Origin of the sequence: Streptomyces canus, assembly GCF_030816965.1 — a bacterium.
Classification (GTDB): domain Bacteria; phylum Actinomycetota; class Actinomycetes; order Streptomycetales; family Streptomycetaceae; genus Streptomyces; species Streptomyces canus_E.
The window spans coordinates 6,237,361-6,261,375 of the sequence record NZ_JAUSYQ010000002.1 but is presented as its reverse complement, the minus strand read 5'-3'; the positions used below and the strand labels follow the sequence as shown (position 1 = coordinate 6,261,375).

Sequence of the window (24,015 nt, the reverse complement as noted above, 5' to 3'; positions counted from 1 at the left end):
CGGTCGTACGGCCGCTCCCCCTGGCGTTCGTATGTCCGTGAAGCCCGGGGCGGGCGGGCGGTCGTAGGAAAGGACGTGCAAGTCCACGTGGCAGCGCACCGCAAGTCCCGCAGGCGCTCCGCCGGCGGCCATACGGTCCGTACGGCAGCGACGATCGCCCTCGCGGGGGCCGCGACGGCGACGGGCTTCGACGGGACCGGACACGCCGAGCCGCAGCTCACACCGGCGCAGGTCAAGGCGAAGGTGGACCAGCTGTACCAGGAGGCCGAGGCCGCCACCGAGAAGTACAACGGCGCGAAGGAGAAGGCGGAGGCGGCCGAGACCCGGCTGGGCTCCCTGCGGGACGAGGCGGCACGCAGGACGGAGCAGCTCAACGAGGCACGGGATGCGCTGGGCACGATCGTCGCGGCGCAGTACCGCGGCGGCGGCCTCGACCCCGCGATGCAGCTCGCGTTCACCGACGACCCCGACCGGTACCTGGACAGCGCCGAGTTCGCCGAACGGGCCGGTGCCCGCCAGGCCGCCTCCGTGGCGAACGTACGCCGGCAGCTGCGGGAGATCGAGCAGTTGCGCGGGGCCGCGCACATCGAGCTGGCCTCACTGAAGTCGCGTCAGGCGGAGCTGAAGCGGCACAAGAAGACGATCACCGGCAAACTGGGCGCGGCCCGCCGGCTGATGTCCCAGCTGCCGGACGGGGAACGGGCAGGGTTGCAAGCAGGCGGGGACCGCGCCTCCCGGGATACGACGGGCGCGCGCGAGGAGCTGGCGGCCCGCGGCGCGGCCACCGAGGGAGCCCCCAACTCCCGTGCCTCGGCGGCCGTTTCCTACGCCCACTCCAAACTGGGCAGCCCCTATGTCTGGGGCGCCACGGGCCCGGACGCCTTCGACTGCTCGGGCCTCATCCAGGCCGCATACCGCTCCGCGGGCATCTCCCTGCCCCGCACGACCTACGCCCAGATCGGTGCCGGCCAACGTGTCTCCCGCTCCGAACTCCTCCCGGGCGACCTGGTTTTCTTCTATTCGGGCATCAGTCACGTCGGCCTGTACATCGGCAACGGGCAGATGATCCACGCCCCGAACCCGTCGGCGCCGGTGCGGGTGGCACCGATCGACGAAATGCCGTTCGCGGGCGCGACGCGCGTGGTGTGAGCGTGCCTGGTGTGAGCGCGTCGCCTGTGGGTCAGACCAGCCGCCGTGCCGTCGCCCACCGCGTCAGCTCGTGACGGTTGGACAACTGCAGCTTCCGCAGCACCGCCGAGACATGGGACTCGACCGTCTTCACCGAGATGAACAGCTGCTTGGCGATCTCCTTGTAGGCGTAACCGCGTGCGATGAGCCTCAGCACCTCCCGCTCGCGCTGGGTGAGGCGGTCCATGTCCTCGTCGACCGGCGGGGCGTCGGTGGAGGCGAAGGCGTCCAGGACGAACCCGGCCAGGCGGGGCGAGAAGACGGCGTCGCCCTCCTGGACGCGGAAGACGGAGTCGACGAGGTCCGTGCCGGTGATCGTCTTCGTCACATAGCCGCGCGCACCGCCCCGGATCACTCCGATCACGTCCTCGGCCGCGTCCGAGACGGACAGGGCGAGGAAGCGGACGGGCCGTTCGGCGTCGGCCATCAACGGGGCGCAGCGACGCAGTACTTCGACCCCGCCACCGCCCGGGAGGTGGACGTCCAGCAGGACGACCTCGGGGCGGGTCGCGGTGATGACGGTGACGGCCTGGTCGACGTCCGCGGCCTCGCCGACCACCTCGACGCCGGTCTCCTCGGTCCGGCCGATCTCGGCCTGGACGCCCGTACGGAACATGCGGTGGTCGTCGACGAGGACCACGCGCACGTGCCGCTCCCCCGCGCCGCCGGCCTGCGTCGGCTCTACGGGGTCCGTGTTCGCCTCCGTGGGGTCACTCATGACGTCTTCTCCGCCCTCTCCATCTCCAGCTCGACCTCCGTGCCGCCACCCGGCACCGCACGCAGCCGGGCCGTGCCGCCATGGCGCTCCATGCGGCCGATGATCGATTCTCTGACACCCATCCGGTCGGCGGGTATCGAGTCGAAGTCGAAGCCGGGGCCCCGGTCCCGGACGGACACGAAGACCGTCCGGCCCTCGACTTCGGCGTAGACCTGTACGGCGCCGCCCTCGCCACCGTACTTGGCGGCGTTGACCATCGCCTCGCGCGCGGCCTGCATCTGCGCGCCGGTTCTCTCGTCGAGCGGGCAGTCGCCGACCACCACGACCTCGATGGGGACGCCGTGCTTGTCCTCGACCTCGGCGGCATTGCGCCGCACGGCGTCGGCGAGGTCGGTGGGTTCGTCGGCCTCGTCCTTGCCGGTGCCCTCGGGTTTGTACAGCCAGGTGCGCAGGTCGCGCTCCTGTGCGCGGGCGAGGCGGCGGACCTCGTTCGCGTTCTCCGCGTTGCGCTGGATCAGGGTCAGGGTGTGCAGCACCGAGTCGTGCACGTGGGCCGCGACCTCCGCGCGCTCCTGGGCCCGGATGCGCATCAGTCGCTCCTCGGAGAGGTCCTGGGTCATGCGGACGAGATACGGCCCCGCGAGGAGCGTTATCCCGACAAGGACCGCGAGGGCCGCCTGCAGGACGGAGCCGAGGTGGGCGGCGGAGCCCTGCAGGACGAAGACCCCGGAGACACCGGCGGTGACGAGGAGGACACCGCCCGCGGCACGCAGCAGTGTCAGAGTGCGCCGACGGCGGCCCACCTCCACCCAGCGGGCCCGGCGGGCGTTGTCCGCCTGGCGCCAGACGAGGGCCACCCCCGCGCCGACGAGGACGACCGGCCAGAGGTAGGCCTTGGCACCGTTGCCCACGTTGACGTTGCCGACGAAGACCATGGCCACGACGACCATGAGGAGCAGGGCCACGATCTGGCCCTTGTCGGGGCGGCGGGCGACGAGTCTGCGGCGGCCGTCCGGCGAGGTCTCGGTGGACACCAGGGACGGGGACCGCTGGCCGCCGACCCCGCCCACGCCGAGCGGCACGAAGAACCAGAACGCTGCATACAGCAACGCACCGAGTCCGTCCGCCATGAACAGGCCCACGAAGACGAGCCGCACCCAGATCACGGGCAGCCCGAGATGCCCGGCGAGCCCCCGCGCCACACCACCCAGCCAGCGTCCGTCACTGCTGCGGTAGAGCTTGCGCGGCGGCCGCGGTTCGACGAGTGGCGCTGTGGCGGCTTCCGGCATGCCATCGATGGTCACACGGCCGGGGTGCGGGGGCATCAGGGTTGGCCCCCGAGACTCCCCTGATCTTCGATCGGCGTGCCGCCCGAACGCTTCCCTCCCCCCTTCTCAGGGCCGATATCAGGGTCCGGCCAGGGTCGTTCCGACTCCCGCCACGCCCTCGCGACCGTCACCATGGACACATGGCAGATCACCAGCACGCCGCGGGCGCCGGATCCGGCGGAGGTCCGGACCCGGGCACCGGCCCCGGCGCGGGCACGCGGAAAGAAAAAGAAGGAGGCACACCGGCGGGCACTCACACCGAGACCCTCGGGGGCCGGACAACGACAGACGCCCCCGCACCGCCCACCACCCCCCAGGACACGGCCACCGCCGAGGACGCGCCCTCCGCCCCCCTCCGCTTCCGGCGGGACCGACGGCACAAGTTGCTCGCCGGGGTGTGCGCCGGGCTCGGGCGGCAGTGCGACATGGATCCGGTGATCTTCCGGATCACGCTCACCGTGCTGTCGGCGACCGGCGGCATCGGCCTCATCTTCTACGGATTCGCCTGGCTCCTCGTCCCCTACGACGCCGAGGACGAGAACGAGGTGCGCAAGCTGCTCACCGGCCGGGTGGACGGCCAGGCCCTGACCGGCGTGCTGTTCGCCCTGGTCGGCTGCGGGGTGTTCCTCACCATGCTGAGCAACACCAGCGTTCTGACCTTCGCCGTGGTCCTCTCCCTGCTCCTCGCGGGCGCCGGGTACTGGTCGCGCAACCGCGGCACCCCCGACCCCGATCCGCTCTCCGCGCAGGCCGTCGCCGACGCCCCGCCGGAAGCCCAGGCCCCGCCGGTGTCCGCCGGCTACCCGTCCTGGTGGCGCGACCCCATCGTCAAGGACGGCACACACGTCGGCGGCACGGGCTATCTGTGGGGGCCGAGGGACTCCCGCGACCGCGACATCGCGGCGGCCGTCAACATCGGCCTGGGCGTCCCCTGGAGCCGACGCGAGGACATCCGCGCGGCCCACACCCGCGGGCCCGAGCCGCGCGGCCCCCGCTGGATCGGCGGCTGGGTCTTCGTGCTCGCTCTGCTGGCGGGCGGCCTCGGCACCGGAGCGACCTGGGAGCACCACGCCCTGGGCACCAGCCTGCAGACCGGTCTGTCCTGCGCGCTGATCGTCCTGGGCCTGGGCATAGCGATCAGCTCGTTCCTGGGCCGCACAGGAGCGGGCTCGATCTTCCTGGCGATCGTCACGGCGGGCCTGCTCGCCACCGCCGCCGCTCTCCCGAAGGACATCACCACCCACTGGGTCCGCACGAACTGGACACCGGCAGCCGTGCGGGACATCCGTCCGGAGTACGAACTCGGCACCGGCGTGGGCACACTGGACCTGTCCCGCCTTGATTTCACGAAGGGCCGGACGGTGACGGCCCAGGCCGACGTCGGAGTGGGCCGGCTGGTGGTGATCGTGCCGGCAGACGTGACCGTGCACGCGGTCATCGACGTGGGCGTGGGCGACATCCAGTTGCCGGGCGACGACCAGGAGGATGTGGACGTGGCACCGGGCAAGCGCAAGGAGGTCACCCTGACACCGGTCTCGGGCGCCAAGAACAGCGCCACCCTCGAGCTTGATCTGCGGGTCGGCATCGGCCAGGCGGAGGTGAGCCGTGCTGCGTCATGAGTTCCGGCCGGGAAAGCTGGTCGCCGGGTTCTTCCTGACCCTCGCGGGCATCACCTACGCCGGTGACGCGGGCGACGCCTGGGACACCCCGTGGTTCGCGGTGATCCCCATGGTCGTGGGCGGTCTGTGCCTGGCAGGCGTGGTGGGCCTGCTGACCCGGGCCGTCCGCAACCGACGCGACAGCCGCCGTACGAGCACGCCACCGGAGGTCGACCAGTCGCCCCAGCCGCCCGTGCCGCACTGATCACGAGGGGACGGCTGATCAAGACGCGTTCCCGGTACGGAGACAACCCGCACCGGGCCACCGCCGCTCCCCCGCCGGTAGCTCCGCCGACCGGAGCTACCGGTAACCTCCCGCCCGCTGCCGTCGTCGGGCCCGCAAGGCGGCGTCCACGGAGAACACGGAGGCGCCCGCGAGGACAAGGGGCAGCCAGGCCATCAGGTAGGCGAGGTCGTTGCCGTAGTAGTAGGGGTCGGAGGCCCAGCTCACGGTCAGCCACAGGCTGAGCGAGATCAGCGCACCGCCCAGGGCGGCCAGGCGGGCGAGGATGCCGAGCAGGGTGCCGATACCGACGGCGAGCTCGCCGAAGGCGATGGCATAGCCGAAGCCGACGGGGTTCCTCAGGGACAGATCGACCAGTGCGGGGATGGCCGAGGAGTCCCGGACGCTGCGCATCATGTCGCCGACGGAGCCCGAGCCGGAGCTCTTCATGAAGGCACTGTCGGTCAGCTTGTCCAGGCCCGCGTAGATGAAGGTGACACCGAGGAAAATGCGCAGCGGCACCAGGGCGTACTGGCTGATGCTGTCCCGCCAGGACCGTTCTTCGCCGTAATAGGGGGCGTGCGTGTCCGTACGAAAACTGTGAGTCATCGCTCCGAGCCGCCTCTCACCAGCATGCCGAGACCCCTCACCAGACGATACGCACGAGGGAGCCGCAATGCTCAATGCGATGTCGAGTCTGTGCGCGCCCACGCGGCGGAGCCGCATGTCGACACAGCCCCGCGCCCCTGACACGAACCCCCGCCGCTCAGTCCGTCACATCGATCGCGTACCGATTCGTCTCCGCCCCCGCGGCCGTCACCACCTGCACCTCCACCCGCCCCGGCTCCACATCCGCCGGCACCGGCACGGTCAGCACCTCGTCCGTGGGGTTGCTGAAGCCCCCGGTCACCGGCACCAACGGCACGTGCACGTTCACCGGCCCGATCCGTACCACCATCCGGGACAGGCGATCCGCCCGCTGCGCCCCCGGCGGCACGAACCCGGCGCCCCGGATCTCGATGTCGTCGCCGGTACGGATCGGCCCGTCCAGATCCCCGGCCTCCCGCGACCGCACCACGGACAGGATCACCGGCCGCCCGCCCTCGGCGTACTTCCCCGCCACGTAGGTGGCCGCGGACACCAGCACCACCACCGCCAGCCCCCACGGCAGATCCGGCAACTGATCCGGCCGCCGGGCCAGCCGTACACCCGCGAACACCAGAGCGACCGCGCCGATCACGACGTATTGAATGTCGGCGAAGGTCCCCCGCCCGGAGTCGTCCGTCAGCAGGTCGGCGGCGCGGGGCCGATCCGCCCGTACCTTCTGCAACCGTTGCCCGAGCACCCGCAGCCCGACCACCCGCCGCACCAGCACGGCGATCCCGCAGACCACGGCCAGCACGGTCACCACACCCGCGCCGCGGGCCAGCTCGAGCCCGGAGAGCAGCGCATCCCGCTCACGACCGTCGGAGGCCGCGGCCAGCCGCCCCACCAGCACCAGCACCGCATAGGCGACGAACAGCACCCACGCCACCGCGACGGCCCGCGAGGTGGACAGCCGGTTGTCCTCACCGATGACCGGCGCGAGCGCCCCGCCCCGTGCCCGGTGGAACCAGGACGCCGCGGTCAGCGACCCCGCCACCACGAGCGCCGCGACCAACCCGGCCGTACGCGCCGCGGTCCACCCCGCCCCGATGGCCGTCAGTGACTGGACGAGGAGCAGCACCACGACGGAGGCCCACACCCCATACGCGGTACGCCGCCACAGCCGCGCGAGCCAGGCGGCCCCCTCCGCACGCCCCCGCTCGGCCACGGCCTCCGCGGACTGGGTCAGTTCCTCCGAGACCCACTGCCGGGAGGCCGACGCGGAGTGCGCCACGGCCGCGGGCAGCCCCTGCCCGGCCGCGAACCCGTCCCGCATCAGGAGGAACTCGGCCACCGCGCGCCGATGCCCGGCCCGTGCCCCGTGCGGACAGTCCCCACAGGTGCAGCCGCCCTCGTGCGCATCCCAGGGCTCGCCCCCGTCCGCGCCCTGTCTCGCTTCCTGCACCGCCACGCCCGACGCCTGCCTTCCCACGACCCTCGTGACCCTCTGACCCCACATGACCTCGCGGCCGGACCGACCGCACGATCCACAAACCCTCACGAAGAACCCCGGACAACTCCCCGGCGACAGCGAATTGTGCCCTACGGCACACCCTCCCCGTCCGGCAGGTCTGGTCAGCGCGGGTGAAGCGGGGCCCGCCGTGTTGACCCGGCTGCGAGAATTTCCGTATGGCCGAGATCATCCAGCGTGACGGGACCTGGGCCTTCGACGGCACAACGGTCAGAATCACGCCGGGACTCCACCGCTCCGTGCCGCTGTTCCGGCAGACGTACGGCGAGGTCGCCGTGCCCCTGGAGGCCATTGCGGGTGTGGCGTTCGAGCCGGAACGCAAGCGCGGCCGGTTGCGGATGCGGCTGCGCGAGGGCGCGGATCCGCTTCTGCACGCGACCGGCGGCCGCCTGCCGGACCCGGCGGATCCCTATCGGCTGATCGTGGACGTCGACCGCGCAGGGGTCGCCGAGTACGTGGCCGAGGAGATCCGCCGTGCCCTCCTCCTCGACCAGATCCCCAAGGAGCCGACGAAGACGTACCTGCTGCCCGGCCCACCGGTCCCGGTCTCGGTGCGGTCCTCCGACGGCACGGTCTCCTTCGACGGCACCCGGGTCCGCATCGACTGGGCCGACACCTCCGACCGCGTCAAGCGCGCGACCGGCCCGCGGATCATCGACGTGGGGGACCTCGTCCAGGTCGAGTGGCTGCCCAACTCCGGTTACGAGGACGGTTTCATGCGGTTCGTGACCCGCGAGACGTCCTTCTCGAAACTGCCGCCGGAGAAGGACCCGTACGCCCTCGACCTGTGGGGCAGCACCCGCCGCGATCTGCTCACCGCCCTCGTCGCGACGGCGGTCACGGCCCGGCTGCCGCACCCGTCCACCCGCGGCGACCTCGCGTACGACGACGAACGCGCCCCTCGTCCCCGGCTCGCCGCGGCCGCCGTTCCCCCGCCGGCCGACCATCACGACGTACTCCTGCGCAGGCTGCGGGAGTTGGGTGAGCTGCACCGGGACGGGGTGCTCACGGACGAGGAGTTCGCGATGACGAAGGCCGCGGTGCTGCGAGGTTTCTAGCTCCTGCGAGGTTTCTAGCTCCTGCGGGGTTTCCGGCTCATGCGAGGCTTCTAGCTCAGCAGGTCCGGCTCGCTGCGACTGATGTCCTGCCACATCGGCTGGTAGTTGATCCACGCCACCAGATCTCCGCCCAGTTGCTCCCGGGTCGCCACCGCCGCCCGGTGGTCGATGAGCACCGGCCGTCCCGCCGCCCGGGCGAGCAGCTGCACCTGGCTGGACCGTTCCATCGACAGGAACCACCAGGCCGCCGCGTCCACCGAGTCCCCGACGGTCAGCAGCCCGTGGTTGCGCAGCACCAGCGCCTTCCGGGATCCGAGCGCCGTAGCGATCCGGCGACCCTCGTCGGCGTCGACGGCGACCCCGGTGTAGGACTCGTACAGCGCGTGGTCCTCGTAGAAGGCGCAGCTCTCCTGGGTGAGGGGATCCAGGAGCTCACCGAGCGTGGACAGCGCCCGACCGTGCACGGAATGGCAGTGGGCGACGGCGACGACATCGGGGCGGGCGGCGTGCACCTGGGAGTGCACGGTGAAGGCCGCCTGGTTGACGTGGTAGCGGCCGTCGAGCACCTGCCCCTCGGAGTTGGCGAGCACGATGTCGCTCACGGTGACGTGCTTGAACGGCATGCCGAAGGGGTTGACCCAGAAGCAGTCGGTGAACTCCGGGTCGCGTGCGGTGATGTGCCCGGAGACCCCGTCCTCGAAGCCGAGCCGGCCGAAGATCCGCAGCGCGCCGGCGAGCCGCTCTTTGCGGTGCCGGCGTTCCTCCTCGACGGAGTCGTGCATCGGCGGCATCGCGAACTGCAGCTTCTCGGTGGGCAGCGGCATCGGCGGAGTGGGCCCGAGGGGCGTCTCGTGCATGTGCTCCTCCAGCACTGGGTTGCTTTACGGGGCGGAAGTTACCGTCGGTCAGCGCAAGAGAACAGGGGTGGTTTGTAAAGATGGCGCACACAGCGGATACCTGACAGCAGATGTCGGGTATCGGCGGAACACTGACCGGTATGAACTGGGCTGCTTTCACCTCCGCGGAACCCGACCTGGCCAAGACCGTCGAGACCCGCTTCGGCGCCTTCACCCACCACGTCCTTGCCACCCTCCGCAAGGACGGCTCCCCGCGCACCACCGGCCTGGAGGTCCGCTTCCTGCACGGCGAACTCTGGCTCGGCATGATGCCGGACTCGCTCAAGGCCCTCGACCTGCGACGGGACCCGCGGTTCGCGCTCCAGGCGAATCCCGGGGAGGGCCAGTCCATGGGCGGCGGCGACGTTCGGATCGCCGGGCGGGCGATCGAGGTCGAGGAGGCCGACGCCAAGGGGGCGTACGTGACCGAGGTGGAACCGCCGGAGCCGTTCCACCTCTTCCGCACCGAGCTGACGGAGGTCGTCAGGACCTACGTCGAGGACGAGAAGTACCTCGTCGTCCAGATCTGGAAGCCCGGAGCGCCGCTGCGCACGCTCAAGCGGACCTGACCTTCACGCAAGGGAGTCCTACTCCCACTCGATCGTCCCCGGCGGCTTCGACGTCACGTCGAGCACCACGCGGTTGACGTCGGCCACCTCGTTGGTGATCCGCGTCGAGATCTTCGCGAGGACGTCGTACGGCAGCCTCGACCAGTCGGCGGTCATGGCGTCCTCGCTCGACACCGGGCGAAGGACGATCGGGTGGCCGTAGGTCCGGCCGTCGCCCTGGACGCCGACCGAGCGGACGTCGGCGAGCAGGACCACCGGGCACTGCCAGATGTCGCGGTCGAGGCCGGCCGCGGTCAGCTCCTCGCGGGCGATGGCGTCGGCGTCGCGCAGCAGGTCCAGGCGCTCCTTGGTGACCTCGCCGACGATCCGGATGCCGAGGCCGGGACCCGGGAACGGCTGGCGCTGGACGATCTCGTCCGGGAGCCCGAGCTCCTGGCCGACCATCCGTACCTCATCCTTGAACAGCTTGCGCAGCGGCTCGATGAGCTGGAACTCGAGGTCCTCGGGGAGGCCGCCCACGTTGTGGTGGGACTTGATGTTGGCGGTGCCGGTGCCGCCACCGGACTCGACCACGTCCGGGTAGAGCGTGCCCTGGACGAGGAACTCCACCGCCGGACCCTCGTCCGCGATGATCTCGGCCTGGGCCTGCTCGAAGACCCGGATGAACTCCCGGCCGATGATCTTCCGCTTCTCCTCGGGGTCGGAGACCCCCTTGAGCGCGGTCAGGAAGCGCTCCTCCGCGTCGACGACGACCAGCTTCACGCCTGTCGCGGCCACGAAGTCCTTCTCGACCTGCTCGGTCTCGCCCTTGCGCATCAGACCGTGGTCGACGTACACACAGGTCAGCTGGTCGCCGATGGCGCGCGCGACGAGCGCTGCGGCCACCGCGGAGTCCACGCCGCCGGACAGACCGCAGATCGCGCGCTTGTCGCCGACCTGCTCGCGGATCGCGGCGACCTGCTCCTCGATCACATTGCCGGTGGTCCAGTCCGGCTTCAGACCGGCGCCCCGGTACAGGAAGTGCTCGAGGACCTGCTGGCCGTGCGTGGAGTGCATGACCTCGGGGTGGTACTGGACGCCGTAGAGCTTCTTCTCGTCGTTCTCGAAGGCGGCGACCGGGACGACGTCCGTGGACGCGGTCACGGTGAAGCCCTCGGGGGCGGCGGAGCAGGCGTCGCCGTGGGACATCCACACCGACTGCTCGTCCGGGGTGCCCTCGAAGAGGGTGGAGCCGGACTTCGAGACATGCAGCGGCGTACGGCCGTACTCACGCGCGCCGGTGTTGTCGACGGTGCCGCCGAGGGTGGTGGCCATCAGCTGGAAGCCGTAGCACATGCCGAAGACCGGCACGCCGGACTCGAACAGCTCGCGGTCCAGGCGCGGGGCGCCCTCCGCGTACACCGACGAGGGGCCGCCGGAGAGGATGATCGCCGCCGGGTTCTTGGCGAGCATCTCCGCGACCGGCATGGTGCTCGGCACGATCTCGCTGTAGACCCGGGCCTCGCGGACACGACGGGCGATGAGCTGGGCGTACTGCGCACCGAAGTCGACGACCAGGACGGTGTCGGGGGCGGCGGCGGGGTTCGCTGATGACACGGGTTGCCTTCCGGCGGTGAGCGAGGTGTGTGTGGTACCGAGTCTACCGGGAGACACGGGGGCGGCTCGGGGCCGAGCTCCGTCTCAGGATGCGAACCGGGTTGGACGCTCCGACAGGGCCCGGCATACTGCTGCCATGCTCACGCAGACGACCTTCCTGTTTACCTATGGCACCCGGCCCGCCGGCTGCCATGGTCGTGCTGCTTGAGCAACTGACAAGCGACTTCCCAGGCGCCCCGGGCCGACAAGGTCCGGGGCGCCTGGTGTTTTCCGGACCTTGCCGCTCCGGGGCACCCACCCCACCCAGGAGCCCCACGTGACCACCACACCGGAAGCGACCATCGCGGACGCCCGTGAGCGCATCGACGCGCTCGACGACCGGATCATCGGTCTGATCCAGGAACGGATGGCCGTCTCGTCCGTCGTCCAGCAGACCCGTATCGCCTCCGGCGGCCGACGGGTCCACCTCGCCCGCGAGATGGAGATCCTCGGCCGCTACCGTGAGGCGCTCGGCAGGCCGGGCACCTCCCTCGCCATGACGCTGCTCGAACTGTGCAGGGGTCGCATCTGAGTTCGGGCCCGGCCTCACCCGTCCGGCGCGTGACCGTGCCCCGAGTCGCTTCGTTGGTGAGGGTGTCCGTGCCAGCCAGGGGCGGGCCCGCCAGAACCACGCGTGGCTCGCTGGAGCGATGAGACGTACAGATCTTGCCGTGCGTCGTGGGACCTCGCTCCAGGAAGTGATCGGACGGCAGGGGACAGCAGCCCGGTCACCAGGAGAACGGTCGGCTCCGGGGACGCCCGGGGCCGACCGGCGGGACAAGTACCGGCACAAGGCTGGGTCAAACGGTTGCGGAGGCCGCGTCCATCCAGCACGATGCCTAGAAAGCCCCCAAACCCCTCCGCAGACAACTGCATTCGCACTGCTTCGACGTACTGCCAGAGGTCCAGACCATCCGTGCGCCCCTTGTGCGCCGGGGCGCCGACCAGGGGCACGGCAGGCGCAAGGACGCAGTGCACACGAGCACGGAGAGCAAGCGGCGCAACCCCCCGGCGCCGCTCCCAGGCACCGGCGCAGCCCTGACGTCGGTGCTGACGAAAGAAGGGCCCCACGGCTCCGTCCCGTGGGGCCCTTCGCCTGGGTGGACTCAGACTCGGGACATCGTTCCGCAGCCTTCGTCACCGTTCGGGTCGAGGGTCCGGCTGCGGTCGTACGGGTCCGCCGTCGGTCCGGTGGGGTCCGGCCCGGTCGGCTCGGACGACGCGAAGTCCGGGTGCAGATAGCCGTCGTAGACATCACAGGCGGAGTTGTTGATCTCCTGGTCCCAGTTCACGACCGTGAGCTTGCCCGGGGTCACCTGGTACTTGGCCGGGTCGGAGATCTCGACATCGAGGACCCGGCGGATGATCGTGCGGGTGACCTCCGTGGAACCGTTGGTCTGGACGACCGGATAGACGAAGGTGTAGTCGGCGTGCACGGCGACCGAAGCGTGGTCACCGGCCTTGAAGGTCATCCGGCCGCGCGTCTTCACGACGTCGCCGACCAGCCGGACCTGCTTGGGGTCGAAGCGGCTGAACATCCACAGCGGGTCGTGTTTCTTGTCCGGCTTGCCCAGGGCGGTCTCCAGGAGTCCACGGACGTCCTTCTGCACCGGATCCAGGACGTCGAGCGCCGCCTTCGGGCGTTCGCCGCGCAGGGTGCCCCGGTCGAGGTTGGACTCGACCAGGAGCTTCCTCGTCAGCTCCAGGGCCTGCTCGGCCTTCGCCTTGGACAGGCCACCGACGGCCTTCGCCTCCGGTACGGCGATCCCGGCGGCGCCGTCGGCCCAGCGCTTGGCGGGGGAGCCGGCGAACGGGTCGTCCAGGGTGGGGATCTCGGAGGCCTCGGCGGAGGGCGCGGCGGTCGGCGCCGCCGTCTCCTCGGGCAGCGGGGAGGACGCGGCCTCGGAGGAGGTTCCCCCGCCGAAGGGGTCGCCCGGCACCAGCGAGGGCTTCACCGCCACGACGGCCACCACGACCGCGACGGCGACACCGAGGACGCCCCACAGGCCGCGTCGGCTCTTCTTCTGCTGCCAGGCCGGTCCGGTACGCCAGCCCTCCGGCAGTTCGCCGCGCGCTTCCTGTCGCCGCAGTCGCTCCGTCACCTCACGGGCCCGCGCGGACGGTTCCTTGGGGGCGGAGTCTCGGATGTCCCGCTCTGAGTCACGGGCGAACCGTTCCCAGACGTCGTCGGGGATCTTGGGGTCTTCTGACACGTGAGTCAGTTCTAGGGCCTGGGAAAGCCCGTTCACAAGGAGAACTCCCCTGTGACTCAGCCCACATAAGTTTTCTGTGAATGCCCGCACAACCATTCACAGGTCTCACGGATCAAACCTCACGAACCACGGGCCCCACCCGCGCCCCACACGCGGAGGCCTCTCCCTGACGCGTGCCGCGCAAGTGTGGCACACCTGACTTCCGAGGTCTTCATGAAGCTTCGCCGTGCACTGGCCGCCGCGGCCGCGACCGCCGCGATAGCGCCGCTGGCCCTGTTCGCCGCGCCGAGCGCCTTCGCTGACGAGTCCCCCACGCCGACCGCGCCCGAGACCACGCCCGCCGGCGACACCACTCCGACGGCCCCCGAGAGCACCCCGGCCGCCCCGGCGGACCCGGCGAGCACGCCCGCGAGCAGCAGCCCCTCCACGGGCGCGTCCAGCTCGGCCACCGCCACCGCCACCGCCACCGCCACCGGCAGCCCTTCCACGAGCCCGTCCAGTTCGGCCACCGCCAGCAGCAGTCCCTCGCCGAGCGAGAGCGACGAGCCCGTCGACGAGTGCCCGGTCGACGAGGACGGCGTCCCGGTCTTCAACGACAGCGACGCGCTGCACAGCTCGCTGACCGGTCTGCCCGAGAGCATCGTGGCGGGCAGCGGCTGGACGAACTTCAAGTTCAACGTGAAGAACTCCGGTGACGACACGATCAAGGACATCCAGCCCATCGTCGGGATCGGGGCGGTCGACTGGGACTTCGAGAAGGACTACAGCGACCTGGTCACCCTTCAGGTGAAGCAGGGCGGCTCCTGGGTCGACGTGGCCACGCAGTTCGGCGAGGGCGGCACGTTCAACGCCTTCTCCCTCGACGGCGGCGACTCCCTCAGCTACCAGCTGCGGGTGAAGGTCGACCGCAAGGTCCCGAGCGCGATCGGCATCGCCATCGGTCTCGCCGAGTACTCGGACGACAAGGGCTGCTGGGTCTCCGACGACGAGAACGCCGGCATCTACTACTTCGAGGTCCTGCCGGCCGGCTCCGACCCCGGCAAGCCGAACGACGCCACGCCGCAGACCGGCGGCAAGAGCCCCATCTCCGACGTCAACGGCGTCGACGTGGACGGCCAGCTCGCCGAGACCGGTTCCAGCTCGGCCCTGCCGGTCCTCGGCCTCGTCGGCGGCTTCGCCGTCGTCGCCGGTACCGGTGTGGTCTTCGCGGTCAAGCGGCGCAAGGGTGCGACCGGCGCCCACGCCTGAGTCGTAGGGCCGTGAAAGCCGTACACACAGCTTGACGCAAGAAAAAGAGAAGGACCTGTGCTCGGAGGGGGGTGCAGGTCCTTCTCTTCGGCGTTTTTCGGCTCTACGACTTCTTCGGCACCGCCGGCGTCTCCAGGAACGGGAGCTTCAGCGCGCCGAAGGCCTCCGCCGGGACCGCCGGTGACTTGGGCTCGACGGGGTTCAGACGCCGGTACGCCTCGCCCTGCGCCGGACGCGGGTCCTGCTCGCCCTTGTTGGGCCAGTACGACATCGCGCGCTCGGCCTGGGCGGTGATCGTCAGCGAGGGGTTCACGCCGAGGTTGGCGGAGACCGCGGAGCCGTCCACGACCGAGATCCCCGGGTGGCCGTAGAGCCGGTGGTACGGGTCGATGACGCCGGTCTCGCGGGAGGAGCCGATCGGGCAGCCGCCGAGGAAGTGGGCGGTGAGCGGGGCGCCCATCAGCTCGCCGACGTTGGAGCCGGCGAAGCCGTTGATGTCGGCGGCGATCGCGGAAGCGGCCTCGGAAGCGGCCCTGATCTGCTTGGGGTTGGGAGCGCCGTGGCCCTGGCGGGCGGTGAGCAGGCCCTTGCCGACGCCGTCCGGTTTGAGGTACGTCGTCAGGGAGTTGTCCAGTGACTGCATGACCAGGCCGATGATGGTCTTCTCCGACCAGCGGCGGTTGGAGAGGGAGCGCAGGACGAGGAGCGGGTGCTTCGCGGCGTTCGCCAGCCAGGCCATCACCCTCGACGAGCCCTCGGCGTACGGCACCTGGAGGATCGACAGGCCGCCCATCGAGTTGGAGCCCTTGCCGTAGCGGACCGGCTCGATGTGGGTGTTCTCGTCCGGGTGGATGGACGAGGTGATGGCGACGCCCTGGGTGAAGTCGACCTTCCGCACGCCGGTCGCCCTGCGGTAGCGACGGTTGTCGGTCTGGGCGCCGACCAGGGCCTCGGAGTTGGTGCGGGTGAGCTCGCCCAACCGGTCCGAGATGTACGGCAGTTGACGGCCGGCCTTCATGCGGTGCAGGAGGGTCTGGGTGCCGTAGGTGCCGGCGGCGATGACGACCTGGCGGGCCTTGAAGGTGCGGCCCCTGGCCTTGCGGCGCTCGTCGGTGGGGAGGGTCGCGACCGCGTAGCCGCCCTGGGAGTCATCGGTGACCGACACGACGGAGGTCAGGGGGTGCACGACCGCCCCCGCCTTCTCGGCGAGGTAGAGGTAGTTCTCGTTCAGGGTGTTCTTGGCGCCGTGCCGGCAGCCGGTCATGCACTCACCGCACTCGGTGCAGGCCGTGCGGGCGGGGCCCGCGCCGCCGAAGTAGGGGTCTTCGACCTGCTCGCCGGGGGCCGCCTTGGTCCTGCCCTCGGCGTCCTCGCCGTCGCCGAAGAAGACGCCGACCGGGGCCATGTGGAAGGTGTCACCGACGCCCATCCGCTCGGCGGCCGCCTTGAGGTGGACGTCGGAGGGGGTCATCGTCGGGTTGAGCCGTACGCCGAGCATGCGGCGGGCCTGGTCGTAGTACGGCTTCAGCTCCTCCTGCCAGTCCGTGATGTCACGCCACTGGGGGTCCTCGAAGAACGGCTTCGGGGGGACGTAGAGGGTGTTGGCGTAGTTGAGGGAGCCGCCACCGACGCCCGCCCCCGCGAGGACCATGACGTTGCCCAGGAGGTGGATGCGCTGGATGCCGAACATGCCGAGTTTCGGTGCCCAGAGGTAGTTCTTCAGGTCCCAGGAGTTCCTGGGGAGGGTCTCGCGGGTGAAACGGCGGCCGGCTTCCAGGACACCTACGCGGTAACCCTTCTCGGTGAGGCGAAGGGCGGTGACGGAGCCGCCGAAGCCCGATCCGACGACGATGACGTCGTAGTCGTAGGTGTCCTGTGGCACGTGCTCTCCTCGTTGAGAACGGACGTTTCTACTTGAAGCGGAGGGCCTTCATCAGCCTCAGGCTCCGGCTCATGAACTGCGCGTACTTCTCGTCGTCCATCCCCAGCGAGGGCGCCATCGGCAGCAGCCGCTGCTGGGCGACCGTCTGGGCCTCGGTGTACTTGAGGATGCCCTCGGAGCCATGACGGCGGCCGAGGCCGGAGTCCTTCATGCCGCCCATCGGGGACTGGACGCTGCCGTAGGCGGAGGCGTATCCCTCGTTGACGTTGACGGTGCCGGCCCGCACCCGGGAGGCGATCTCGCGGCCGCGCTTGCCGTCCTTCGTCCACACCGAGGAATTCAGGCCGTACGGCGTGGAGTTGGCGAGCTCGACCGCCTCGTCCTCGGTCGTGAAACGGTAGAGGGAGACGACCGGGCCGAAGGTCTCCTCGGCGCACACGGCCATCGGCTCGGTGACGCCGTCGAGGATGGTCGGCTCGAAGAAGTAGGGGCCGATGTCCGGGCGGGCGACACCACCGGCGACGACCTTCGCCCCCTTGGACACGGCCTCCTCGACATGCCGGGTGACCGTCTCCAGCTGCCGCTCCCCCACCAGCGACCCCATGTCGGCGCCGTAGGCGAGGGACTTGCCGAGCCGCATCGCCTTGGTGCGGGCGGCGAAGCGCTCGAGGAAGACGTCCGCGATCGACTCGTGGACGTACAACCGCTCGATGGAGATGCAGAGTTGGCCGGCCGAGGAGAAGCAGGCGCGGACGGCACCGGCGGCGGCCTTCTCGATGTCGGCGTCCTCCAGGACCAGCATGGCGTTCTTGCCGCCGAGTTCGAGGGAGACGCCGACCAGGCGGGCGGCGGCGCCCTGGGCCACCTCGCGTCCGGTGCGGGTGGAGCCGGTGAAGGAGACGTAGTCGGCGTGCCGGACGACCTCGGGGCCGACGACGGGACCGTCACCGAGGACGACCTGGAAGACCTCGGCGGGCAGGCCGGCCTCGACGAGCAGGTCGCGGGCCCACAGGGCGGTCAGGCAGGTCTCGGTGTCCGGCTTCATGACGACGGCGTTGCCCGCGACGAAGGCGGGGAGCGCGTCGCCGACGGACAGCTCCAGCGGGTAGTTCCAGGGGGCGATCTGGCCGACGACCCCGCGCGGGTGGCGCAGCTCGGTGACCTTGGTGAGGGTCGGCACGGCGCCGGTGTGCCGCTTCGGCCTGAGATAGTCGGGCGCTTTACGGCCGTAGTGCCGCGCCGCCACGGCCACCGCCTGCACCTCCTCGTGGGCGTGCAGGCGTGCCTTGCCGGTCTCCAGCTGGATGAGGTCGAGGACCTCGGCCTGGCGTTCGAGGATCAGATCGTGGAAGCGGAGCAGGACGGCGGCGCGCTGCCGTACGGGGGTCCGCTCCCACACCGCCTGCGCCTTTCGGGCCGCCTCGAAGGCCTTCTCCACGTCCTCGGGCGTCGACTCGGGCAGGTCGGCCAGCTTCTCGCCGGTGAACGGCGTGTGGTTGGCGGTACGACCGGACCCGGTCACGCCCTTGGTGAGCTGGGCGACCAGCTCCGGGGTGACCACGTCGGCCGCGGTACGGGCGCCCTCCGGGGCGGGGGCGAGGGGGTTCGTGCCGGTCTTGGCCGGGGCCTGCGCGTCCGTCATGAGCCGCAGGGTATTCGGGAGCGGGGGCTTTGGGTACCCGTCGGTAACGGGCCTTCACGATGTACACGCACCTTGCCAGTGATGACTGGCGGTGAATGTGCTGATCAGGGGGTTGAGACGGGGACGATCAGCCGCGTTCGGGTTTTTTCTGGAGCAGGAGGCCGAGGGCGGAGAGTGCGGTGAGGCGACGGGGTTCCTCGGCCGCGGGGGCGGAGTGCGGGAGGTCGGTCGGGGACGGCGCGGGGGTGGGTTCGGGGGCTTCCGGGACCGGAGGCGAAGGAGGCGTCTGCGCGGCCGGAGGTGAAGCGGCCGTCTGTACGGTCTGAGGCGCGGCGGGCGTCTCGGCGGCCCACGTCGGCAGACTCCTCCCGGCGACCTCGGCCAGCACCTCGGCGGCCTCCTCCGCTGTCGGCCGGGTCTCCGGCTCGGGGGCGAGGAGCCGCTCCAGAAGCGAACCGAGGGGGCCGGAAGCGAGGGGACCGGTCCCCACGGCCGAGCGCAGCAGCGCACCCAGCGACCACAGGTCGGAGGCGGGCCCCGCGACCCGCCCTGAGCCGCACTCCGGGGCGACGAAACCGACGGCAGCCTGCTGGGTGTTGCCCCGCCCGGAGGCGCCGATGCCGAAGTCGGTCACGACGACACGTTCGCCGCCGGCTTCGAGGAGGACGTTGGACGGCTTCAAGTCGCGGTGGACGATGCCGACGCGGTGGGCGGCGTGCAGCGCGCCGAGGACGGCGAGCCCGATCCGGGCGGCCTCGGTGTCGGTCACCGGCCCCCGCCCGGCGAGGGCGGCCTCCAGCGACTCCCCCTCGACCAACTCCATGACGATCCAGGGCAGTTCGTCGTCGAGGAGTACGTCGTGAATGGCGACGGCCGCCGGATGGTCGACCTGCGCCGCGGCCCGCGCCTCGTGCGGCAGCCGGCGCATGGCCCGCCGCCGCTCCTCGTCCTCCGGATCCCCGGTCGGACGGGGCTCCTTGACGGCGACGTACCGCGCGTCCTGCTCGTCGCGGGCCCGCCACACCGTGCCGCCGGGCCCCGACCCGACCCGCTCGACGAGCCGGTACCGCCCACCGATCAGACGTCCGTCGGCCGGGTGTTCACCGTCTTCACTCATGGCACATGAGTACCGTGCGCGTCATGCCCTTGTCTAAGCGGCGGGCTCAGACACCTGACTCCGGCTGGCGCAGCCGGATGAGGGGGTCGGTGCCATGGTCCTCGGCGGACATACGGACGACGGTCCCCTGAAAGGTCTCGTAGGGCCACTCCTCGGTGCTGCCGGGTTCCGCACCGACGCCCGTCACGAAGCCGCGCAGAATCCACCCCGGACCGTCATGGCCCAGCACCCTGGCGGTCTGACGGTCCTTGCCGGGAGGTCCCTGGATCCGCACGACGGCCTGGAGTTCGGTCCCCGCGGGGCCGACGCGCTCCTCCGCGGAGCCGCCCCGGCCGCGCATCGTACGGGCCAGATCCTCACGGACACTCGCCCAGGAGGTGTCCCCGAGCGCGCGGAACGCCTGGAGCTGGATCGCGGTCCGGCCGCGGATGAGAGTGACGCCGACGAGGGAGCCGTCCCGTCGCGACGACATGAGCTCGATCTTCAGACCAGGCTCCGTCGGCACCAGCAGGCCCCCGAGATCGACCAGTTCGCCGCTCTGCGGCCGACGGTCGTCACTCACGTCCCACGGCCCGACAGCAAGGCAGCTCTCCTCCGCGGCCTCCAGCAGGGCGTGCACCTCTTCGTCGGACAGCGACTCCTCGGCGATCACGGAGGCCAGCAGCTCCAGCAGCCGGTCGAGGGTGATCAGGTCGCGTCGTGAGGTCTCCGGGGCCGCCGCCGCGTCCCCCAGCAGGGTCCTGATCATCAGCCGCGCTTCCTCGTCGTCCAGTCCGCGCACCGGACGGCCGAGGTCCGTCCGACCGTCCTCCGCACGCAGTTCGAGGAGTATCTGAAGGGCGACGAGCAGGACCCATCCCGGGGTCACCCGGTCCCAGACCTCGAACTCGGCACGTTGCGCGCTCTCCGGTGCGACGAACCCGTCGCGCCTGAACTGTGCGACTACGGAGCGTGCCGCGTCACTTGCCTCGCCCATTCAGCCATCTCCTGAGCATCGGGCCACTCGGGCGACCACGAAAGAGCCTGCGCCGGCGGCTTCGGCGGGCGCCGAAACCGCCCACATCTGTCTCGTGGTCCTCGGCGCCCTGCGCGCCGCGCACTCCGTCGTCATCGAGCACCACGAGGCCGGGCGGCGGGCCGGTCGTGCCCGTCGCCCGGCCGGACGAGGTCAGGAGTCGGTGCCGCCGGCCGCCAGAAACGCCAGTTGCGTACGGCTGACCGCGCCGGCGTACGTGTGGATCTCGTCGATCTCTCCCGCCAGCTGGGCCGCGCTGCCGTCCTCGGTGAGTGTGCGGCCTATCTGGAGATCGCCCGTCGGTGCCCAGGCGTCGACGCCCGCCACACGCGCGATGTCGGCGGCGTAGTCGGCACCCACGTACAGCCGCAGTTGGTCGGTCGCCTCGTCGTAGACCACCGCGAGGAAGTGGTCGCCGCCCGGCGGATAGGGCTCGAGCGGCGCGCTGACCGTCGTGGTCGGCGCGTCGGCCCGGTCCTCGTGGGCCACCACGGCCTGCCAGGTCCCCGAGGCGGCGACATAGCGCAGGGTGAGCAGGTCGGTGTGCTCGCCCGGCTGGGACAGCACCGTCATGTCACGGGCGGGGATGTCCTCGGGGAGACGGACATGCGCGGCCACCGAGAATCCTGCGTCGGTCGGGGTGAGCGCGGTCGGCGTGGTGGCGTAGTCACCGTCGCCGTCGAGCAGCAGGTCGCCGTTGCCCACCATCGGGTAGGTCACCGGTGTGCAGTCGGGGTTCCAGGGGCAGTCGTCCGTGGCCGCGTAGATCGACGCGTCCCCCACCAGGGTCAGCGGCGCCCCGCCCGCGTACGCCGGGCTCTTCCCGTCGGTCGCCGACTCCAGGTCCCAGTAGCCGAGGCGCTGGGCCTTGCGGGTCGCCGCGGCGGTGATCTCTCGCGGCACGAACACGCGGTCCCAGACGTTCACATCGGTGAGCAGTCCGCTCCAGTGGCCGCCGTCGCCGTCCGCCCCCAGCCGCAGCGCGCCGGTGCCGCCCGGGGCGACGGCGCCCACGACCGTACCCACGGACGCCCCGTCCACATACAGGCTCGCGGTCTTCTGCTCGGCGTCGTACACGCCGGTGAGATGCGCCCACTCGCCCTCCTCCGGGGCGCCGCCGGTCACGCGAATCGTGTCGCCGCCGCCCGGGTTGGGGAGTTCGAAGAAGTAGGCCGAGCCACCCGCCGTGCCCAGCGAGAACCCGGTGTGGCTGACGGCGGTCGTGGAGTCGTCGAGGTCGTCCGGGCGTACCCAGGCGTCGACCGAGAAGGTCCGTGAGAGGTCCGCCGAAGTGGCGAGGCTCGCGTACGCCTCGTCCGTGCCGTCGAAAGAGGCGGCCGAGTCCACGGCAGTGCCGGAGGGGCCGGGGGCGCCGAGGCTGACGCCTGAGCCGGTGACCGCGCCGGACTGGCTGTCGGGATCCCAGTGGGTGACGGCCGCGCGGCCGTCACCGACCAGGAACCGGTGGAGGGTCGTGCCGCTCGCGTGGCCGGCGGCGTCGATCGCCTGGACCTCGAGGTAAGTCGGCGCTTCCCGCACCGGCATCCAGCGCAGTGAGACGGCCGCGCCGGGCTCGGGCGCCGTGAGGGTCTGCGGCGTGCCGCCGAGCCCCGTGTAGCGGTACGCCACTACGTCGTCGGACGCCGAGTCGATCACGAAGGTGCCGTAATTGCCGACACCGTCGTGCCAGTGCTCATCGTCCGGGTACTCCACAGACGTGACGACGGGAGCTTCGGGCGCCCCGTCGTCCGCGGCGGCCGCCACACCGTCCGCCCCGCCGACTGCGAGCAATGCGGCGGTGCCCACCGTCACGGCACGCTTCCACACGTACTGTTTCACGATCCCTCCCCCAAGTTCGGACCCCGTGGGTCCCAGAGGAGGTTGACCTTAACTGCCGCCACTGACAACTCAGTTGCCGCGCGGCCGCACCGTCCTCAGAGCCTGTCCACCCCCAGATTCGCGATCGCCGTCCGCGCCACCTCCCGCCCTCGCCCGGTGAAGTCCCCCTTGCCGGGATAGCTGACGGTGAGTTTGTACATGTCGCCGGTGGAGGTCCGGTAGTAGAAGATCTGGATTTCGCGGGGGCGGGGGTTCTGCGTGTCCGTGGTCTTGTACGTGACGGTGTTCTTGGCGGCCTTCCGGCCCTGGTACGTCTCGTCCTCCGGCCGGGTCTTCGCGGTGTCCGGCATGCTGAGGTCGTACTCGCCGCTCTCCTTGAACCGACCGTCGTCGTCGTACATCTCGGCCGCCGCGGAGCCCGCGATGTCGTTCGCGGTGTCCTCGGCCTTCCGCTCCAGGCGCAGGCCGACCCAGATGCTGCCGCTGTAGTCGGAGTACGTGATCCAGTGGGTCTTGTCCGTCTTACGGTCGGGCGTGGTGGGCTGGTAGTCCGCCGGCACCGCCAGTGTCGCGGCCACGTCCTTGGTGTGCTTCTTCGTCCAGCCGTCCGGCAGCGGCCCCGCGAAGGGGTCTGCGATCACCAGATACGCCGCCACCGCGGCCGCGACGACCGCCGCGCCGAGCCCGAACCACGTCTTGCGGCCCAGCCGGAGACCGCCGCCCACCGGCACCTCGACGGTCCGCACGATCTGGGTGGGCTCCGGGGCGGGCGGGTTGGCGGTGGCCTCCAGGAGCGCCCGGACCTGCGCGGCGTTCGGGCGGCGCGCCGGGTCCTTCTGGAGGAGGCCGTTGATGGCGTCGGCGAGCGGGCCGTGCGCGGCGGTGGGCGGCGCGGGCGTGGCATTGAGGACGGACTGGAGGGTCGCGGGGGTGTTGCTGCGGCGGAACGGCGAGACGCCCTCCGTCGCCGCGTACAGGACCACGCCGAGGGACCAGAGGTCGGAGGCGGGGCCGGGACGCTGGCCCAGCACCCGCTCGGGGGCGATGAACTCGGGCGAGCCGACGAAGCCGCCGGTGTCGGTCAGGTTGGTCTCGCCCTCGATCTGGGCGATGCCGAAGTCGGTGAGGACGACCCGGTCGTGGCGGCCGAGCAGGACGTTGTCCGGTTTCACATCCCTGTGCAGGATGCCCGCCGCGTGCGCGGCCTCCAGCGCGCCGAGCACCTCGAGGCCGATTCTCGCCGCTTCCCGCGCCCCGAGGGTGCCCTCCTGCAACGCGTCGCCCAGCGAACGGCCCTGCACCAGCTCCATCACGATCCACGGCCGGCCGTCCACGACCGCGACGTCGTGCACGTTCACGACCGAGGGGTGATCGAGCCGGGCCGCGGCGCGTGCCTCACGACGCATTCGCTCGAAGGCGTTGCCTCGTTCACGCTCGGGAAGATGGTCCGGGACGCGGGGTTCCTTGACCGCCACCTCGCGGTCCACCGTCTCGTCCTTGGCCCGCCACACCGTGCCCATACCGCCGTGCCCGAGCTTGGCGAGCAGCCGGTACCGGCCCGCGATGAGCCGGCCCACACCCGGCTCCGGCTGAGGGGTCCTGGGAGGTTGCAGAACATAACTCGTCGTCTCGTCGGACTCGTGGCCGACTCCCCCGCTGCTGCTCATGGG

General features: G+C 71.0%; 20 protein-coding genes. 7 read left to right on the top strand and 13 right to left on the bottom strand.

What is annotated here, in order from left to right; all coding sequences use genetic code 11:
• Positions 1-87: 87 nt before the first annotated feature.
• Positions 88-1,149, top strand: coding sequence for a C40 family peptidase (locus tag QF027_RS29880; protein ID WP_307082534.1), 1,062 nt, complete (start codon positions 88-90; stop codon positions 1,147-1,149).
• A gap of 31 nt (positions 1,150-1,180) precedes the next feature.
• Here QF027_RS29880 and QF027_RS29875 read toward each other — a convergent pair whose 3' ends face one another.
• Together QF027_RS29875 and QF027_RS29870 are read right to left on the bottom strand one after the other, a co-directional pair.
• Positions 1,181-1,906, bottom strand: a complete 726-nt coding sequence (locus QF027_RS29875; protein ID WP_306977356.1) for a LuxR C-terminal-related transcriptional regulator — start codon at positions 1,904-1,906, stop codon at positions 1,181-1,183.
• Positions 1,903-3,231: an ATP-binding protein gene (locus QF027_RS29870; protein ID WP_373432041.1), complete on the bottom strand. Its 1,329-nt coding sequence runs from the start codon at positions 3,229-3,231 to the stop codon at positions 1,903-1,905. Before QF027_RS29870 ends, QF027_RS29875 begins: the two co-directional genes overlap by 4 nt.
• Positions 3,232-3,374: 143 nt before the next feature.
• On the opposite strand from QF027_RS29870, the gene QF027_RS29865 reads away from it, so the two are divergent.
• Together QF027_RS29865 and QF027_RS29860 are read left to right on the top strand one after the other, a co-directional pair.
• Positions 3,375-4,853 carry a PspC domain-containing protein gene (locus QF027_RS29865; RefSeq protein ID WP_307078157.1) on the top strand — a complete coding sequence of 493 codons (1,479 nt, stop codon included), beginning with the start codon at positions 3,375-3,377 and terminating at the stop codon, positions 4,851-4,853.
• The gene (locus QF027_RS29860; protein ID WP_306977362.1) at positions 4,840-5,097 is read left to right on the top strand and encodes a hypothetical protein; all 258 of its coding nucleotides are present in this window, start codon (positions 4,840-4,842) and stop codon (positions 5,095-5,097) included. Before QF027_RS29865 ends, QF027_RS29860 begins: the two co-directional genes overlap by 14 nt.
• A gap of 96 nt (positions 5,098-5,193) precedes the next feature.
• On the opposite strand, the gene QF027_RS29855 is transcribed toward QF027_RS29860, so the two are convergent.
• Positions 5,194-5,724 carry a DoxX family protein gene (locus QF027_RS29855; RefSeq protein WP_306977365.1) on the bottom strand — a complete coding sequence of 177 codons (531 nt, stop codon included), beginning with the start codon at positions 5,722-5,724 and terminating at the stop codon, positions 5,194-5,196.
• 157 nt (positions 5,725-5,881) lie between these two features.
• Positions 5,882-7,171 carry a hypothetical protein gene (locus tag QF027_RS29850; protein ID WP_306977367.1) on the bottom strand — a complete coding sequence of 430 codons (1,290 nt, stop codon included), beginning with the start codon at positions 7,169-7,171 and terminating at the stop codon, positions 5,882-5,884.
• 218 nt (positions 7,172-7,389) lie between these two features.
• Here QF027_RS29850 and QF027_RS29845 point away from each other — a divergent pair, with 218 nt between their 5' ends.
• Positions 7,390-8,289 (top strand): DUF4429 domain-containing protein, encoded by a 900-nt coding sequence (locus tag QF027_RS29845; RefSeq protein ID WP_306977370.1) that lies wholly within the window; start codon positions 7,390-7,392, stop codon positions 8,287-8,289.
• 50 nt (positions 8,290-8,339) lie between these two features.
• Here the strand turns inward: QF027_RS29845 and QF027_RS29840 are convergent, their stop codons facing one another.
• Positions 8,340-9,146 (bottom strand): class II aldolase/adducin family protein, encoded by an 807-nt coding sequence (locus QF027_RS29840; protein WP_307078156.1) that lies wholly within the window; start codon positions 9,144-9,146, stop codon positions 8,340-8,342.
• A 140-nt stretch (positions 9,147-9,286) separates the two neighbouring features.
• On the opposite strand from QF027_RS29840, the gene QF027_RS29835 reads away from it, so the two are divergent.
• A complete protein-coding gene (locus QF027_RS29835; protein WP_306977375.1) occupies positions 9,287-9,754 on the top strand; it encodes a pyridoxamine 5'-phosphate oxidase family protein in 468 nt (155 codons plus the stop codon).
• A gap of 18 nt (positions 9,755-9,772) precedes the next feature.
• On the opposite strand, the gene guaA is transcribed toward QF027_RS29835, so the two are convergent.
• The gene (gene guaA, locus QF027_RS29830; RefSeq protein ID WP_306977377.1) at positions 9,773-11,350 is read right to left on the bottom strand and encodes a glutamine-hydrolyzing GMP synthase; all 1,578 of its coding nucleotides are present in this window, start codon (positions 11,348-11,350) and stop codon (positions 9,773-9,775) included.
• 316 nt (positions 11,351-11,666) lie between these two features.
• Between guaA and QF027_RS29825 the strand changes: the two genes are divergently transcribed.
• Positions 11,667-11,921, top strand: a complete 255-nt coding sequence (locus QF027_RS29825; protein WP_069762883.1) for a chorismate mutase — start codon at positions 11,667-11,669, stop codon at positions 11,919-11,921.
• A gap of 574 nt (positions 11,922-12,495) precedes the next feature.
• Here the strand turns inward: QF027_RS29825 and QF027_RS29820 are convergent.
• Complete coding sequence (locus QF027_RS29820) at positions 12,496-13,638, bottom strand: hypothetical protein (protein ID WP_307078154.1); 1,143 nt, start codon at positions 13,636-13,638, stop codon at positions 12,496-12,498.
• A 177-nt stretch (positions 13,639-13,815) separates the two neighbouring features.
• On the opposite strand from QF027_RS29820, the gene QF027_RS29815 reads away from it, so the two are divergent.
• Positions 13,816-14,850, top strand: coding sequence for an LPXTG cell wall anchor domain-containing protein (locus QF027_RS29815; RefSeq protein WP_306977382.1), 1,035 nt, complete (start codon positions 13,816-13,818; stop codon positions 14,848-14,850).
• Positions 14,851-14,953: 103 nt separating this feature from the next.
• Here the strand turns inward: QF027_RS29815 and QF027_RS29810 are convergent, their stop codons facing one another.
• The 6 genes from QF027_RS29810 to QF027_RS29785 all read right to left on the bottom strand — a co-directional run bounded on the left by QF027_RS29810 (position 14,954) and on the right by QF027_RS29785 (position 24,012).
• On the bottom strand, positions 14,954-16,732 hold the full coding sequence (locus QF027_RS29810; protein ID WP_307078152.1) for a GMC oxidoreductase: 1,779 nt from the start codon (positions 16,730-16,732) through the stop codon (positions 14,954-14,956).
• A gap of 28 nt (positions 16,733-16,760) precedes the next feature.
• Positions 16,761-18,374, bottom strand: a complete 1,614-nt coding sequence (locus QF027_RS29805) for a succinic semialdehyde dehydrogenase (RefSeq protein ID WP_307078150.1) — start codon at positions 18,372-18,374, stop codon at positions 16,761-16,763.
• Between the two features lie 127 nt (positions 18,375-18,501).
• Positions 18,502-19,491 carry a serine/threonine-protein kinase gene (locus QF027_RS29800; RefSeq protein ID WP_306977388.1) on the bottom strand — a complete coding sequence of 330 codons (990 nt, stop codon included), beginning with the start codon at positions 19,489-19,491 and terminating at the stop codon, positions 18,502-18,504.
• A 46-nt stretch (positions 19,492-19,537) separates the two neighbouring features.
• Positions 19,538-20,467, bottom strand: coding sequence for a DUF3710 domain-containing protein (locus QF027_RS29795; protein ID WP_307078147.1), 930 nt, complete (start codon positions 20,465-20,467; stop codon positions 19,538-19,540).
• Between the two features lie 192 nt (positions 20,468-20,659).
• Complete coding sequence (locus QF027_RS29790; protein ID WP_307078145.1) at positions 20,660-22,345, bottom strand: LamG domain-containing protein; 1,686 nt, start codon at positions 22,343-22,345, stop codon at positions 20,660-20,662.
• Between the two features lie 95 nt (positions 22,346-22,440).
• Positions 22,441-24,012, bottom strand: coding sequence for a serine/threonine-protein kinase (locus tag QF027_RS29785; protein WP_307078142.1), 1,572 nt, complete (start codon positions 24,010-24,012; stop codon positions 22,441-22,443).
• Positions 24,013-24,015 lie beyond the last annotated feature (3 nt).

Coding starts and splice junctions, on each gene's coding strand:
- QF027_RS29795 (WP_307078147.1), bottom strand. CDS start 20,467: ATGGGCGAGGCAAGTGACGCGGCACGCTCCGTAGTCGCACAGTTCAGG.
- QF027_RS29805 (WP_307078150.1), bottom strand. CDS start 18,374: ATGACGGACGCGCAGGCCCCGGCCAAGACCGGCACGAACCCCCTCGCC.
- QF027_RS29835 (WP_306977375.1), top strand. CDS start 9,287: ATGAACTGGGCTGCTTTCACCTCCGCGGAACCCGACCTGGCCAAGACC.
- QF027_RS29865 (WP_307078157.1), top strand. CDS start 3,375: ATGGCAGATCACCAGCACGCCGCGGGCGCCGGATCCGGCGGAGGTCCG.
- QF027_RS29785 (WP_307078142.1), bottom strand. CDS start 24,012: ATGAGCAGCAGCGGGGGAGTCGGCCACGAGTCCGACGAGACGACGAGT.
- QF027_RS29815 (WP_306977382.1), top strand. CDS start 13,816: ATGAAGCTTCGCCGTGCACTGGCCGCCGCGGCCGCGACCGCCGCGATA.
- QF027_RS29870 (WP_373432041.1), bottom strand. CDS start 3,231: ATGCCCCCGCACCCCGGCCGTGTGACCATCGATGGCATGCCGGAAGCC.
- QF027_RS29875 (WP_306977356.1), bottom strand. CDS start 1,906: ATGAGTGACCCCACGGAGGCGAACACGGACCCCGTAGAGCCGACGCAG.
- QF027_RS29800 (WP_306977388.1), bottom strand. CDS start 19,491: ATGAGTGAAGACGGTGAACACCCGGCCGACGGACGTCTGATCGGTGGG.
- QF027_RS29855 (WP_306977365.1), bottom strand. CDS start 5,724: ATGACTCACAGTTTTCGTACGGACACGCACGCCCCCTATTACGGCGAA.
- QF027_RS29840 (WP_307078156.1), bottom strand. CDS start 9,146: ATGCACGAGACGCCCCTCGGGCCCACTCCGCCGATGCCGCTGCCCACC.
- QF027_RS29845 (WP_306977370.1), top strand. CDS start 7,390: ATGGCCGAGATCATCCAGCGTGACGGGACCTGGGCCTTCGACGGCACA.